Source organism: Pseudomonas sp. TH43 (assembly GCF_016650635.1).
In the GTDB taxonomy this organism is placed as follows: domain Bacteria; phylum Pseudomonadota; class Gammaproteobacteria; order Pseudomonadales; family Pseudomonadaceae; genus Aquipseudomonas.
Genome location: NZ_JAEKFI010000003.1, coordinates 819,758 through 833,865, shown reverse-complemented (window position 1 = coordinate 833,865; position 14,108 = coordinate 819,758). Strand labels below are relative to the sequence as shown.

At 59.3% G+C, this 14,108-nt stretch carries 16 protein-coding genes and 1 pseudogene; 5 read left to right on the top strand and 12 right to left on the bottom strand.

Going from position 1 to position 14,108, the window contains the following annotated elements; genetic code table 11:
- The first annotated feature begins 10 nt into the window (after positions 1-10).
- Entirely contained in the window at positions 11-658 is a 648-nt protein-coding gene (gene pdxH / locus JFT81_RS13410) for a pyridoxamine 5'-phosphate oxidase (RefSeq protein WP_201227676.1), read from the top strand.
- 5 nt (positions 659-663) lie between these two features.
- On the opposite strand, the gene JFT81_RS13405 is transcribed toward pdxH, so the two are convergent.
- Positions 664-900: a hypothetical protein gene (locus JFT81_RS13405; RefSeq protein WP_201227675.1), complete on the bottom strand. Its 237-nt coding sequence runs from the start codon at positions 898-900 to the stop codon at positions 664-666.
- A 179-nt stretch (positions 901-1,079) separates the two neighbouring features.
- On the opposite strand from JFT81_RS13405, the gene JFT81_RS13400 reads away from it, so the two are divergent.
- Positions 1,080-1,544, top strand: coding sequence for a glycine zipper 2TM domain-containing protein (locus JFT81_RS13400; protein ID WP_008086349.1), 465 nt, complete (start codon positions 1,080-1,082; stop codon positions 1,542-1,544).
- A gap of 74 nt (positions 1,545-1,618) precedes the next feature.
- Here JFT81_RS13400 and JFT81_RS13395 read toward each other — a convergent pair whose 3' ends face one another.
- The 4 genes and pseudogenes from JFT81_RS13395 to nhaA form a co-directional block, all read right to left on the bottom strand.
- Entirely contained in the window at positions 1,619-1,870 is a 252-nt protein-coding gene (locus JFT81_RS13395) for a pyocin S6 family toxin immunity protein (protein ID WP_201201267.1), read from the bottom strand.
- Positions 1,871-1,895: 25 nt separating this feature from the next.
- On the bottom strand, positions 1,896-1,967 hold the full coding sequence (locus JFT81_RS29450) for a hypothetical protein (RefSeq protein ID WP_347340486.1): 72 nt from the start codon (positions 1,965-1,967) through the stop codon (positions 1,896-1,898).
- Positions 1,968-1,993: 26 nt separating this feature from the next.
- Positions 1,994-2,482 (bottom strand): annotated as a pseudogene (locus JFT81_RS13385) (toxin); the annotation flags it as partial.
- A gap of 248 nt (positions 2,483-2,730) precedes the next feature.
- Positions 2,731-3,921, bottom strand: coding sequence for a Na+/H+ antiporter NhaA (gene nhaA, locus JFT81_RS13380; protein ID WP_201227674.1), 1,191 nt, complete (start codon positions 3,919-3,921; stop codon positions 2,731-2,733).
- A gap of 246 nt (positions 3,922-4,167) precedes the next feature.
- Between nhaA and JFT81_RS13375 the strand changes: the two genes are divergently transcribed.
- A complete protein-coding gene (locus tag JFT81_RS13375; RefSeq protein ID WP_201227673.1) occupies positions 4,168-5,268 on the top strand; it encodes a PLP-dependent cysteine synthase family protein in 1,101 nt (366 codons plus the stop codon).
- A gap of 126 nt (positions 5,269-5,394) precedes the next feature.
- Here JFT81_RS13375 and JFT81_RS13370 read toward each other — a convergent pair whose 3' ends face one another.
- The 3 genes from JFT81_RS13370 to JFT81_RS13360 form a co-directional block, all read right to left on the bottom strand.
- Positions 5,395-7,008 (bottom strand): NAD(P)/FAD-dependent oxidoreductase, encoded by a 1,614-nt coding sequence (locus JFT81_RS13370; protein WP_201227672.1) that lies wholly within the window; start codon positions 7,006-7,008, stop codon positions 5,395-5,397.
- A gap of 97 nt (positions 7,009-7,105) precedes the next feature.
- The gene (locus tag JFT81_RS13365) at positions 7,106-7,759 is read right to left on the bottom strand and encodes a hypothetical protein (protein WP_201227671.1); all 654 of its coding nucleotides are present in this window, start codon (positions 7,757-7,759) and stop codon (positions 7,106-7,108) included.
- 135 nt (positions 7,760-7,894) lie between these two features.
- Positions 7,895-8,494, bottom strand: coding sequence for a short chain dehydrogenase (locus JFT81_RS13360; protein WP_201227670.1), 600 nt, complete (start codon positions 8,492-8,494; stop codon positions 7,895-7,897).
- 104 nt (positions 8,495-8,598) lie between these two features.
- Here JFT81_RS13360 and JFT81_RS13355 point away from each other — a divergent pair, with 104 nt between their 5' ends.
- Complete coding sequence (locus tag JFT81_RS13355; RefSeq protein ID WP_201227669.1) at positions 8,599-9,513, top strand: LysR family transcriptional regulator; 915 nt, start codon at positions 8,599-8,601, stop codon at positions 9,511-9,513.
- A gap of 110 nt (positions 9,514-9,623) precedes the next feature.
- Here the strand turns inward: JFT81_RS13355 and JFT81_RS13350 are convergent, their stop codons facing one another.
- From JFT81_RS13350 to JFT81_RS13335, 4 genes are read right to left on the bottom strand one after another with little or no spacing between them, the layout of a single operon-like run.
- Positions 9,624-10,100, bottom strand: a complete 477-nt coding sequence (locus JFT81_RS13350) for a DoxX family protein (RefSeq protein WP_201227668.1) — start codon at positions 10,098-10,100, stop codon at positions 9,624-9,626.
- A complete protein-coding gene (locus JFT81_RS13345; RefSeq protein ID WP_201227667.1) occupies positions 10,097-10,855 on the bottom strand; it encodes a DNA-binding domain-containing protein in 759 nt (252 codons plus the stop codon). Before JFT81_RS13345 ends, JFT81_RS13350 begins: the two co-directional genes overlap by 4 nt.
- On the bottom strand, positions 10,852-11,739 hold the full coding sequence (locus JFT81_RS13340) for a DUF692 domain-containing protein (RefSeq protein ID WP_201227666.1): 888 nt from the start codon (positions 11,737-11,739) through the stop codon (positions 10,852-10,854). Before JFT81_RS13340 ends, JFT81_RS13345 begins: the two co-directional genes overlap by 4 nt.
- A gap of 25 nt (positions 11,740-11,764) precedes the next feature.
- Entirely contained in the window at positions 11,765-12,067 is a 303-nt protein-coding gene (locus JFT81_RS13335; protein WP_201201286.1) for a DUF2282 domain-containing protein, read from the bottom strand.
- Between the two features lie 290 nt (positions 12,068-12,357).
- Here JFT81_RS13335 and JFT81_RS13330 point away from each other — a divergent pair, with 290 nt between their 5' ends.
- The gene (locus JFT81_RS13330; protein ID WP_201227665.1) at positions 12,358-14,076 is read left to right on the top strand and encodes a DUF2599 domain-containing protein; all 1,719 of its coding nucleotides are present in this window, start codon (positions 12,358-12,360) and stop codon (positions 14,074-14,076) included.
- Positions 14,077-14,108 lie beyond the last annotated feature (32 nt).

The window sequence follows — 14,108 nt, the reverse complement described above, 5'->3', positions numbered from 1 at the left end:
GGAATGCGCCATGACCCAGGCTCTGGCAGATATGCGTCGCGATTACACCCGTGATGGTTTGACCGAGGCGCAAGCCCCGGCCGAGCCGTTTGCGCTGTTTCACCACTGGTTCGCCGACGCGGTGAAAACCGAGCAGGCGCCGGTGGAAGCCAACGCCATGACTCTGGCCACGGTCGATGCGGACGGACGTCCGCATTGCCGCATTCTGCTGCTCAAGGGCCTGGACGAGCAGGGTTTCACTTTCTTCACCAACTACGACAGCGCCAAGGGCCAGCACCTGCTGGCCAATCCGTTTGCCGCCATGACCTTCTTCTGGCCAACCCTCGAACGTCAGGTGCGCATCGAAGGCCGGGTGGTGAAGGTCACGCCGCAAGAGTCCGATGCCTATTATCAGGTGCGTCCGCTGGGCAGCCGTCTCGGTGCCTGGGCATCGCCGCAAAGCCGGGTGATCAACGGGCGAGGTGAACTGGAAGACTTGCTCAAAGCCACTGAGCAGCGTTTTTCCGATACTCAACCCGATTGCCCGGAACATTGGGGCGGGTATCGGTTGCTGCCTGAGCGCATCGAATTCTGGCAGGGCCGTCCGAGCCGTCTGCACGATCGCCTCAACTACCGCTTACAGGGCGCCGACTGGATTCTTGAACGTCTGGCACCCTGAGCAGTCTACCGAGCGGGATAGCCTGCCGCAGCGGCCTCCAGCCACTGCGGTAGATCCCGGCGTTTGATCTTCTGCGCCTGAGCGTGAGCCAACTGGTCGAGCATGAAGGCGCGTTTGCCCTCATCCTTGCCCGCCAGTGACAGCGCCAGATCACGATCCATCCAGCGTTTGATCCGCACGTACAGCCACCAATGGAAGTACAAACCGGCGACCGTGGTGACGACGATGATGAAGTAATCCATGAAAATCCTTGGGGTCGGTGGCGCAGAATCCGCAATTTGGCGCTACTGTAGGGGCTTCTACAGAGAAAAGTGCAGGCGTCTGTACCTCGCCTGAATGAAACCGAATTTGTCCGGGCGGCGTCGTGACACGCGTCAAGCCGCGGAGTTTAATGAATATATGTTCCTTTGGAGTTGATGCTATGCGTAAGTCTGTTCTGCTGGTTGCTTCCTTTTCCACGATGGCGATGTTGCTTACCGGCTGCCAATCGAGCCTGACCGGTGACTCCTACTCCCGTGACGAAGCGCGTCGCGTGCAGACGATTCGCATGGGCACCATCGAATCCCTGCGCCCGGTCAAAATCGAAGGCACCAAGACCCCAATCGGCGGCATCGCCGGTGCTGCTGTTGGCGGCGTTGGCGGCAGCGCCATCGGCGGCGGCAAGGGCAGCATCGTTGCTGCCGTTATCGGTGCCGTGGCCGGCGGCCTGATCGGTTCGGCGACTGAAGAAGGTCTGACCCGTACCCAAGGCGTGGAAATCACCGTGCGTGAAGACGACGGCAGCATGCGTGCCTATGTGCAGCAGGTTCAGGAGAACGAAGTGTTCCGCGTTGGCGAGCGCGTGCGCATCTCCACCGTTGGCGGGACCAGCCGCGTTTCGCACTAAGCGGAATGTAGGGTAAAGAAAACCCCGATCAGGTGACTGGTCGGGGTTTTGTTTTTTGCTTTCAGCTCGTTGAGTCAGTAATCGAAACAGGTTCCCATGAAGTAATCCAAGCCTTTCGGGAAGCTCTCGTTGAGAAGAGATTCCAGAGCAGCTATTTGATCCGTGCTCAATAACAACTCGCCAGGCTCCAGTTCACTCACAGGTTTGGACTCAATGAGTTGTGCGACTTTCTCATTCATCTCATTACCGGTGATGTACCGCTCGAATTGCAAGGAGTCGTCCTGAACTTCATCAGGAAAAAATCCGGTGATCGAAAGGTAGCGCATACGGTCAATCAGCCTTTTTTCGCTATTAGCTGTAGTCAAACGAAATTTGATAGTCGTTGGTACTCAGGGTGATTTGATGTTGAAAGTACGGCTGAATGATAGCAACCCACTTTTCGGTAACATTGAAGCTCCCATCACCAGACCCACCAATGGCGTAATCACTGCGGTGGATACAATTGCGGGCAGCGCTTCGAAAGCCGAACCCGCCAACGCAAAACCGCCAAATCCTGTAGGGATGGCCGTTGCACCGATTTTCTTGAGATGCACTGCGCCGCGTTCATCGGCTTCGCGGGCACCGAGCAGGATGAGATCGCCGTAATCCTTCAGGCTGTCCGTCGGCACCATCTCCGGGGGGCTCGAGTAATCGGTGATTGCATCCGGCAATTTGCAGGATTTGGCGAATACGCAGCCGGCACGCTCGGGGTTGGCCTTTTTGGCCAAAACCTCACGACTGCGCTCAAAAGCCTCCTGCCGCGCCAACATGGCGTCGTAAGCGTTTTGTCTGGCGTCGCGCGCGGCCATTTCGCTGGCCGTCATGAAGCGATGGGTGACGTGATGCCCGTCGCCCTCCGGTGGGTTGTAAACCCGGGGAATGTCCTTGTTGCCAGCCACTGAACGTCCTTTCGCTCATCCATCGACAGCCCTTCGCAAAGGGCTGCGCAACGTTAACGAAGCAGGAAAATTGTGGCTGTAGGACGCGTCTCTAAGACGTGGGGATTAGTCGCTTTGTATCAGCGTGGCGGGACTTGTGGCGAGGGGATTTATCCCCGTTGGACTGCGCAGCAGGCCCCAGCTCTCAATTTAAAAAGCAGGGGCCGCTACGCAGCCCAGCGGGGATAAATCCCCTCGCCACAGGTGTTCTACGCAGTAGGGAGTGCAGCGTTCTTGCAACTTGCCGCCGCGGTTACCGCATAACCAATCAACGCCGCCAGAATCGAGCCGGTCAAAATGCCCATTCGGTCCATCCCGGCGTAGTCGCTCACACCCGGTTCAAACGCCAGCGAACCGACGAAAAGGCTCATGGTGAAACCGATCCCGCAGAGGATAGCTACGCCCAGCACCTGGCCCCAATTGGCGCCTTGCGGCAGGGCGGCGATGCCGGTCTTGACGGCCAGCCAGGTCAGGCCGAACACGCCGACGGTTTTGCCCAGCAGCAGGCCCACGGCAATGCCCATCGGTACGTGATGGGTAAAGCTTTCGACGGTCACGCCGCTCAGCGACAGGCCGGCGTTGGCGAAGGCGAACAGCGGCAGAATGCCGTAAGCCACCCACGGGTGCAGCGCATGTTCGAGGGTCAGTAGCGGCGACGGCTCGGCGTTTTTCGTGCGCAGCGGAATGCAGAACGCCAGGGTCACGCCGGCCAGCGTCGCGTGGACACCGCTCTTGAGCACGCAAACCCAGAGGATCAGACCAATGATCATGTACGGCCCGAGCTTGACCACGCCGAGCCGGTTCATCGCCACCAGCGCCGCGATACACGCCGCCGCGAGGCCGAGCGACAGGGTCGACAGTTCGCCAGAGTAGAAGATCGCGATGATCACGATGGCGCCAAGGTCATCGATGATCGCCAGGGTCATCAGGAACAGCTTCAACGACACTGGCACGCGTTTGCCCAACAGAGCCAGTACGCCGAGGGCGAAGGCGATGTCGGTGGCGGTCGGGATCGCCCAGCCGTCGAGGGCGGCGGGGTTGTCACGGTTGAGGAACCAGTAGATCAATGCCGGCACCAGCATGCCGCCGATGGCTGCGGCGCCGGGCAGGACGATCTGCGAGGGCTTGGAGAGCTGGCCGTCGAGAACCTCGCGCTTCACTTCCAGACCAATCAGCAGGAAGAACATCGCCATCAGACCGTCGTTGATCCACAGCAATAGAGGTTTAGCGATTTTCAACGCACCGATCTGCGCCACCACGGGGGTATCGAGCAGACCGGTGTACAACCACGACAGTGGCGAATTGTTGATAACCAGAGCAAGGACAGCCGCAGCGATCAATAACAGACCGCTGGCAGCTTCCAACTGAAAGAAACGCGTGAAAGTGCTACGCAGAGGCAAGGTCGCTCTCCATCGAATCGTCAAAAAGGTGGAACACCCTAACCCGTACTGTTAGTTGTTAAAACAAAAGTTATATTCTTTTTTGTTATATGTCGTTACAAGGTGTCTGGCTCAATCCACGCTGAGCCTAGCAGTTGCCTGACACATTGGGACTCAGCTGTATCTGTGCGCGATGCAGGTTTTTTCCTAAGCTGACGGATGAGCCTTCCTGGGAGGCTGATCTCCTGCCCCGATCCAACGAGAACCATGACCATGAGCGACAACCGACAGTGGGCCCGTGAAGCCATCCGCATCATCGAGGCGGATTTCCAGCGCAGCGCCGACACCCACCTGATCCCTTTGCCGTTGCCGGGTTTTGCGGGCATCGAGTTGTATTTCAAGGATGAGTCGAGCCATCCGACCGGCAGCCTCAAACATCGGCTGGCGCGTTCGCTGTTTCTCTACGCGCTGTGTAACGGCTGGCTGAAGCCGGGTGCGCCGGTGATCGAGGCGTCCAGCGGTTCCACGGCGATTTCCGAGGCGTATTTCGCACGCATGCTCGGTTTGCCGTTCATTGCGGTGATGCCGGCGACCACGTCGAAGGAGAAGATCGCGCAGATTGCCTTCTATGGTGGGCAAAGCCATCTGGTGAAAGATCCGACGCAGATCTACGCCGAATCCGAGCGTCTGGCGCGTGAGCATGGCGGTCACTTCATCGATCAGTTCACCTACGCCGAGCGCGCCACCGACTGGCGCGCGAACAACAACATCGCCGAATCGATCTTCCAGCAGATGCGCTACGAAAAACACCCGGAACCGAGCTGGCTGATTTCCAGCCCCGGCACCGGCGGCACCACCGCGACTCTTGGCCGATACGTGCGCTATCGCCAGCACTGCACCCGCGTTCTGTGCGCGGATGCCGAGCGTTCGGTGTTCTTCGATTACTACCAGACCGGTGACGCCAGTTTGCGCCTCGATTGCGGCTCGCGAATTGAAGGCATTGGTCGACCACGGGTTGAAGCGTCGTTCCTGCCCAAGGTGATCGATGCGATGGTCAAGGTGCCGGACGCCTTGTCACTCGCCGCCATGCATTATCTGGCGCAGCGTCTTGGGCGGCATGTTGGCGGGTCGAGCGGGACCAATCTGATCGGCGCCTTGATGGCGGCGCAACAGATGAAAGCGGCGGGGGAGTCGGGATCGATCGTGGCGATTCTGTGCGATGGCGGCGAGCGGTATGCCGACACCTATTACGATCAGGAATGGCTGAAGGCGCAGGGGTATGAGTTGGACGCTTTGATCGAGGCAGTTGCAGCAAGCGCAGAGCGCGGCGAGGCGCTGCCGACCAGCGTTTTACGCGCCAACATCTGACACAGCCCTTGTAGGAGCAAGGCTTGCCCGCGAAGACGGATTCAGATTCAACATTAAGCTGGCTGATCTGTCGCCTTCGCGGGCAAGCCTTGCTCCTACAGGGGGTGGCGCCAGTCAGTCAGTCAGTCAGTCAGTCAGGCCGAGGATATCGCGAGCCACAGCTTCAGCGATGCGAATCCCGTCAACACCCGCCGACAGAATACCGCCCGCATAACCCGCGCCTTCACCGGCCGGGAACAAGCCTTTGACGTTCATGCTTTGCAGCGTCTCGTTACGGGTAATCCGCAACGGCGACGAAGTGCGCGTCTCGATACCGGTCAACACCGCGTCGTGCAGCGAATAACCGCGGATCTGCTTCTCGAACGCTGGCAACGCTTCACGGATCGCTTCAATTGCGAAGTCCGGCAGGGCCAGGGCCAGATCGCCCAACGCCACACCCGGCTTGTACGACGGCTCGACTTCGCCCAGTTCGGTCGAAGGAATGTCGTTGATGAAATCGCCGACCAGTTGCGCCGGGGCCTTGTAATCGCTGCCGCCGAGGATAAAAGCGTGGGATTCCAGACGCTCCTGCAACTCGATCCCGGCCAGTGGGCCGCCCGGATAATCGACTTCCGGCGTAATACCGACAACGATGCCGGAGTTGGCATTACGCTCGTTACGCGAGTACTGGCTCATGCCGTTGGTGACGACGCGGTTCGGCTCCGAAGTTGCCGCGACCACGGTACCGCCCGGGCACATGCAGAAGCTATAGACCGAACGGCCGTTCTTGGCGTGGTGCACCAGTTTGTAGTCGGCGGCGCCCAACTTCGGGTGACCGGCGTATTTGCCCAGTCGTGCACGGTCGATCAGCGACTGTGGGTGCTCGATGCGGAAACCCACCGAGAACGGCTTGGCTTCCATGAACACGCCACGACCGTGGAGCATGCGGAAGGTGTCGCGGGCACTGTGGCCGAGGGCCAGAACCACGTGTTTCGAATGCAGGGTTTCACCGCTGGCCAGTTCAACGCCGACCAGTTGGCCGTCTTCGATCAGTACGTCGGTGACGCGCTCCTGGAAGCGCACTTCGCCGCCCAGTTCGCGGATCTGCTCGCGCATGTTTTCAACCATGCCGGTCAGACGGAACGTACCGATGTGCGGCTTGCTGACGTAGAGGATTTCTTCCGGCGCGCCGGCCTTGACGAACTCGTGCAGGACTTTGCGGCCAAGGAACTTCGGATCCTTGATCTGGCTGTACAGCTTGCCGTCGGAGAACGTCCCCGCGCCGCCTTCGCCGAACTGTACGTTGGACTCGGGGTTAAGCACGCTTTTACGCCACAGGCCCCAAGTGTCCTTGGTGCGCTGACGGACTTCGGTACCGCGTTCGAGGACGATCGGCTTGAAGCCCATTTGTGCCAGCAGCAGACCTGCGAAGATCCCGCACGGGCCGAAACCGACGACAATCGGGCGCTGGCTCAGGTCGCTTGGCGCCTGGCCGACAAATTTATAGCTGACATCCGGCGCCACGTTGACGTTACGGTCGTCGGCGAACTTGCCCAGCACCTTGGCCTCGTCGCGTACGTTGAGGTCGATGGTGTAGATGAAGCAGAGTTCGGAGGACTTTTTGCGCGCATCGTAGCTGCGCTTGAACAAGGTGAAATCGAGCAAATCATCGCTGGCGATGCCCAGGCGCTGCACGATGGCAGGGCGCAGGTCTTCTTCGGGATGGTCGATTGGCAGCTTGAGTTCAGTGATTCGTAACATGGCGAGGATCCGGGTTCGCGGGGCGCACAACTGCGCCAAGGCGTTTGAAGGCCGCGATTATAAGCCGCAAAGCCCGGATTCGGTGAGGCTAAAACGCTCAGTCGTTGCGTGATCCGCCGAAATACCCGCAGCCACGTTGCACCTGGCCGTCGATGCGCAGTTCGGCGCTCATGTGCTGCACGCTGCCGGTGCTGCTGTCGACGCAGCGCTGCGGCGCGACCCACAGCTCGATCCGCTGGTTGTTGGCTTCGCTGCTGAGGTTGAAGCGCCCGTCGCCCAATTGTTCTTCAACATACGGCACGGCGAGTGGCGGCTGGCCTTCGCGGTCGATGACCATGCCTTTGCCGCTGACCTTGACGTTCCATTCCGGGCCATGGCCGGCGGCACGCAGGATCAGCAATTTAAAATTCGGATCGTCGCATGCGGTGCCCGAGCGCTCGACGCGGTACAACTGGGTCAGGTCGAGGCGGTCGCCAGCGACTTTCCCGCGTACATCGGCAAACAGCTTGCCCTGCTCATCGGCAAGGGTCGCGGCCTCTTGCAGGACGCTGGTGCCGCCGATGTCATTGACCACCAGTTGACGCTGATCCTGACACGGCTGGAACACCAGTTTGCCGTCAGCGGCAGTGAGTTGCCCCTGCATCCGCGTCTGCCCCACGTGCGAGGCACTTTCTCGCTGGCCATCGAACAACTGGCAGGCGGCAAACAACGGCAGCAGGGCAACAAGGACTAACGAACGGGCAACACGCATCTTCGGCTCTCCAGACAAGTGCCGCCACGTTACGCAGCCTGTCAGTCAAATGCAAAAGATCGCAGCCTGCGGCAGCGCCTACATGGAAACGCATTTCCCCGTGTAGGCGCTGCCGCAGGCTGCGATCTCTTGATCTCAACCGACGTGAAAGGTCTGCCCGGTTTGCAGGCCTTCAACACTTTTCGCGTAGGCCAACGCCACATCCGCCGCAGGCACCGGCTTGTAACCACGGAAGTACGGCGCGTAGCTGCCCATCGCTTCCAGCAATACTGTCGGGCTGATCGAGTTCACGCGCAGACCACGCGGCAGTTCGATGGCAGCAGCCTTGACGAAGCTGTCGAGCGCGCCGTTGACCAGTGCCGCCGATGCGCCGCTGCGGATCGGATCGTGGCTGAGTACGCCGGTGGTGAAGGTGAATGAGGCGCCATCGTTGGCGAACTCACGGCCGATCAGCAGCAGGTTGACCTGACCCATCAATTTGTCTTTCAGGCCGAGGGCGAAGCTGTCGGCGTTCATCTCTCCCAGCGGGGCAAAGGTCACGTTACCGGCGGCGCAGACCAGTGCGTCGAACTTGCCGGTCTGCTCGAACAGCTTGCGGATGGATGCGCTGTCACTGATATCCACATGGAAATCGCCGCTGTTGCGACCAATGCGAATGACTTCGTGGCGTTGCGAGAGCTCTTTGTCTACGGCCGAACCGATGGTGCCGCCCGCGCCTATCAACAGAATTTTCATCGTGCAGTGCCTCAAGTGTTTGAACGAGGTTTCAGTCTAGAGTGGTTTTTTCTGCAGATAAGCGTGCTAATGGGCAACCTTTGGTTTTCAAATGGAAACAATCCATGAGCGAAATGGATGATCTCGCAGCGTTTGCCGTGTTGATCGAGGCCGGCAGTTTTACTTTGGCCGCACAGCAATTGGGTTGCAGCAAGGGCCAGTTGTCCAAGCGCATCAGCCATCTGGAGACACAGTTTGCCGTGGTGTTGCTGCATCGCACGACTCGCCGGTTGAGCCTGACCGCCGCGGGCGCTGCGCTGTTGCCGCAGGCGCAGGCGCTTGTCGTCCAGGTCGAAAGAGCGCGTCAGGCCTTGGCGCGATTGAAAGACGACATGGCCGGCCCCGTGCGTATAACGGTTCCGGTTTCGCTGGGGGAAACTTTCTTCGATGGTCTGCTGCTGGAGTTCTCGCAGCAGTATCCCGAGGTGCAGATCGAGCTGGAGCTGAACAACAGTTATCGCGATCTGTCCCGGGACGGTTTCGATCTGGCGATTCGCAGCGAAGTGGCGAATGACGAGCGACTGGTGGCCAAACCGCTGCTGGCCTGGCAGGAGATGACCTGCGCCAGCCCGGCTTATCTAGAGCGTTTCGGCGAACCGACGACGCCACAGGCGTTGGCCGAACACCGTTGCCTCCTCAATAGCCATTACAGCGGTCGCGAGGAATGGCTATACCACCAGCAGCACGAATTGCTGCGGGTGCGCGTGTCGGGACCGTTTGCCAGCAACCACTACAACCTGCTGAAAAAAGCGGCCCTGAGCGGAGCCGGTATCGCGCGTTTACCCTCGTACCTGCTGCAAGCGGAATTGGCGGACGGCCGATTGCGTTTGCTCCTGCGCGGCTTTCAGACCCGGCGTATGCCGATGTACCTGGTGCATCCGTATCAGGGCGGATTACCCAAACGTACGCAGGTATTGGCGGACTATCTGATCGGCTGGTTCAAGCGCAGCGGCGAGGCGCTTGATCGCCTCCAGCGCTGACGTCATTTTCCTGTGGGAGCGAGCCTGCTCGCGAATGCATTGATTCAGTCAACACATGACGTGAATGTGAAACCGTTTCGCGAGCAGGCTCGCTCCCACAGGGGATTTGCTTATTTGGCGAAACGGTGTGCGACCAAGTGATCTATCGACAACCTGCCAGGGCCGCGAGCCATCAGGAACAGCAACACCGCTGCCCACGTGCCATGGGTCGGATAGGCGTCTGGATAGACAAACAGCTGAATGGTCAGCGTCATCCCCAGCAGTGCCAGGGCTGAAAACCTTGTGGCGAATCCGATCAGTATCAGGATCGGGAAAAAGTGCTCGGCAAACGCGGCCATGTGCGCGGCGATTTCCGGCGACAGCAGTGGCACGTGGTATTCGCTCTTGAAAAGTGGAATCGTTGAATCCGCCAGACGCGGCCAGCCGAGTTGAAACGTCCCGTCAATCAGGTCGATGGCCAGGCCCTCGACCTTGGTCTGCCCGGATTTCCAGAACACTGCCGCAATCGAAAAACGCGCAATGAGCGCGATCAGACTGTGGGGGATTTTCTCCAGCAGCGCGATGGCGCGGGGGATGAGCGTGTTCATGGCGATTCCTTGTCGTTCAGATGAGTGATGGCGTTGTGTGCAATCAATAGGGCCAGGGTTTGACTGAGGTCGAACGGCGGGCTGTTTTGCGCCGCTGCCAGCAGTGGCTGGCCATCAAGTAATTGACGGATAAACAGGCTGGCGCCGTGTTCGAGGGCAAACACCTCGACGTCCAGACAGTTGCGCAAGACCAGGGCGTACTGCTCTTGGTGGGTGTTGATGCCCTCAAGTGTTGCGTCGTGTTGATGCGCTGCCCAGATCGCGACAACGGCATGGCTTGAGTCGAGCAGGCGCAACGACGGGTGCAGCCCGAAGCGCAGTTCGCTCAAAGAGTCGGGTGCAGACAGTGCGGCGGTGATTTCTTCCGGACTTATCGGGCTGGCATCGGCGGCGTGGTAGGCGACAGTACGCAGGTGTTCAAGACGTGCGACATCGGCCAGATAGGGCACGCTGAATGCCGGTTCAAAGCTTTCGATGAAATCCGCAAAATCTTCGCCATAAAGGCTCATCAACGGACTGTGGGGTGGCTGAGCCTGGATGAAAACGGCCGCCATGGCGCGGAAGAACTCCTTGCCCACCAGTTGCGCAACCACCGGATAACTGTCACCCAGAGCGTTCATCAGCGAACTTTGCACGTTGTTGCGATACACCGCGAAACGGCTCTCGGGATCGGCACCGTTGGCGCTGCACAGGCCTTCGGGGCAAGGCGATCGCACATCGAGCATTGCCGCCGCGAAGGTCGCTTGAGTGCTCATGATCGACCCCTGGCTTGCATCAGCAAGTCATCAGCCTGCCGGGCCTCGGCGAGCAAGACGCTGAACGCCGGCAAACTGTTGTCGCGTTCGATCAGCGTTGCTGCCGGGCCTGTGCGCTCCAGCACTTGGCGGTACAGATTCCATACAGCCAGATCGATCGGCGCACCATGATCGTCGATCAGCAAACGGTCGCCGAGACTGTCGCGATCTTCTGCAAACCCAGCCAGATGAATCTCGCCAACGGCGTGCAATGGCAAGGCATCGAGGTAGGCCAATGGGTCGCGTTGATGGTTGATGCACGATACGTAGACGTTATTGACGTCCAGCAACAGGCCGCAGCCGCTACGGCGGATGACGTCGGCAATGAAGTCAGCCTCATCAATGGTCGAGCGTTGAAAGGCCAGATACGTCGCCGGATTTTCCAGCAGCATGGGGCGCCCGAGGCTGTTCTGCACTTGGTCTATGTGCTCGCAGACGCGGTTCAGCGTCGGCGTGTCATAGGCCAGTGGCAGCAAATCATTGAGGAACACCGGACCATGGCTGGACCAGGCCAGGTGTTCGGAAAAGGAGTGCGGTTGATAGCGTTCGATCAGTGCACCGAGACGCTTGAGATGTTGAACATCCAGCGGCCCTTCAGCGCCGATGGACAGTCCGACACCGTGCAGCGACAACGGATACTGCTCGCGAATCAACCCGAGAAAATGATGAAAAGGACCGCCGTCCACCATGTAGTTTTCGGCGTGGACTTCGAAAAAACCGAGGTCCGGTTGTGAACAGAGCACTTCCCTGAAGTGCCCGGTCTTGAGCCCCAGCCCGGCGCGGGCAGGGAGCCCGGAGTGGGCTGCCTGAGTGTCGGAAAGGGCAGGTTCGTTGACTGTGAACATGATCGTCACTCAGGCAGGCCGCAGGTCAGGACTTGGCTTTGAAGGCTTCCATCTGGCCGAAACCGGTCGGCGAGGTCTTGCTTTCAGTGGTGGCGCAGGTGCCTTTCGGAACGAGTTTCCAGGCGTTGGCCTGGTAGTCCATTTTCGCGGTGCCGGCACAGGTGGTGCCTGCACCTGCGGCGCAATCGTTATGACCTTTCATCGCCACGCCGAAGCATTTTTCCATGTCGTCAGCGGCGTGGACGGTCGATACGGCGGCCATACTCAGAGCAGAGCCGAGGGCCAGAACCAGTGCAGTGGCGGACAGGGTGCGAGTGGTAGCAGTCATGATGTTTCTCCAGTCTTGTTCAGGGTTTGTACAAGCGTTTTTGCGCTTGCTTAACCCTCTAGAGAAACCAGTCGACGATGCGTTACAGCTCAGCGAAAATTTTTTCCAAATAATCCAAAACCCCTGTAGGAGCTGCCGAAGGCTGCGATCTTTTGATCTTGTTTTGAAGATCAAGATCAAAAGATCGCAGCCTTCGGCAGCTCCTACAGTGATTTATTTGATTTTCCGGCAGTGATCTATAGTCATTTCAACGGCCACTCCGACAGGCCGATTTACCAGGACGGTATCTCATGACGACGGATCGCTCAGTCTCCGCTGTGCTGTCGCGCAAGGCTTCATCGTTTGCTCTGGCCTGCACACTGCCCTTGATGTTCTCGACTGTTGCTGCCCAGACAGTCTCCGATCCGCTGGACACGCTCAGACGCGTCAACCACAACTACAACACCCTCAAGGACACCTGCCAGGAACCCGATACCGCTGCCGCACGCGGTCTCTATTACTGCAGTGGCGTGACCTTGCGCATGGTCAACGACGGGCCCTTCAACCCCTGGGATTACAGCCCCTACGCGGTCAAGATCGGTGCGACCTCCTACTCGTGGATTCGCAAGGATCTGAGTACCAAAATTCTCATTCATCCGGCTGGTCTGATCCTGCGAACCCCAACCGATGCGGCAGCGTTGAACCTGCCAGTCAAGGAGCAGGGGTTTACCTGCATCTACGCATTCGATGGCGGCACCGGGCCTGAGCGCAAATGGTACGGCTGCGGATTTTTCGACAGTCGCGAGCCACCGCGCGCCGCTCAGGGCGTGATGAGCAACCGCAATGCCGCGCTGGCCTATGGCACTTGTGCAGAAGCCGGGGTCACCACCGCAGAGCAATGGACGCAAAAATACACCGGGCTGATGAAGGGGCCGATCCAGTACGGCCAGTGTTCCTTTAACGCGGAAAAACCCAGCGACTGGCACGCGATGATCCGGGTTCATGAGTCCCGGCCGACCACCACCAACAAAGACCCGTTCTCTCACAGCGCCCAGGTCAACGAGTTCATGTTGAAGAACGCCACCGCAACCAACGACGGCAGCGAAAACATGAAGTACATCGATGCCTTCATCTACAACGTCAACAGCACACAGAACTTCGCCACTCGCGGCGATCAGGCTCCGCCGAAACCGGAAAACGGCCTGAACAGCGCACGCAACTTCCAGAAGAAACTCCAGGCGCAGGGTTACAGCGTGCCGATCCTGCGGCTGGATTTCACCAAGCCTGCCGAGCAACGTTTCAGCTATGTCGCCGCTGACCAGGCGATAGACCTGACGGCGGCTGGCAGCGCGCAGCCGACACCGACACCTGCGCAGAAATACATTGCTGAAGCGGTGTGGGTCGAACGTTTCGATCCGGGCAGCAAGAAAAACGAATGGTCGCTCAAGATCACCCCCACTGCCCAAGGCAAAGCGATTCAGGCCAGTGATCAGGATGCCTTGTACAAAGAACTGTTCGCCCTGCGTGGCGCCGATAGTCAGTGGCGCGACAACGAGAAATCGGCGGGCAGCATGCGCGGGCAACTGAGCTGCCTGATCCAGAACTATCCGGCAAAAACCGAATGGAATCTGGAACCGTTCCGCCCCAACGTCTCTGCGCAGGAATCGGCCAAGGCTGGTTGCAATCCGGTTCCGGTTGCGGCACCGCAATACATTGCCTCGGCCGACTGGATCAAACGTTACGACCCCGGCACCAGCAAGGATGAGTGGAGCCTGAGCGTGGTCCCCACAGCGGCGGGACGAGCCTTGCCCAGTGAGCAGGTGGCTGCGTTGTACGACCAACTGTTCGCGCTAAAAGGCGCCGACAGCAACTGGCGTGACAACGAAAAATCCGCCGGCAGCATGCGCCAGCAATTGAATTGCGTCCTGGTCAATTACCGCAACAAAACGCCGTGGAATCTTGAGCCTTTCCGGCCGGCGTTATCGGACAACGAGACGCGGGCTGCGGGTTGTAACCCGGTCCCGCGTTGAGGGTGTGTGTTGGCTAATCAAGGAGATGCAAG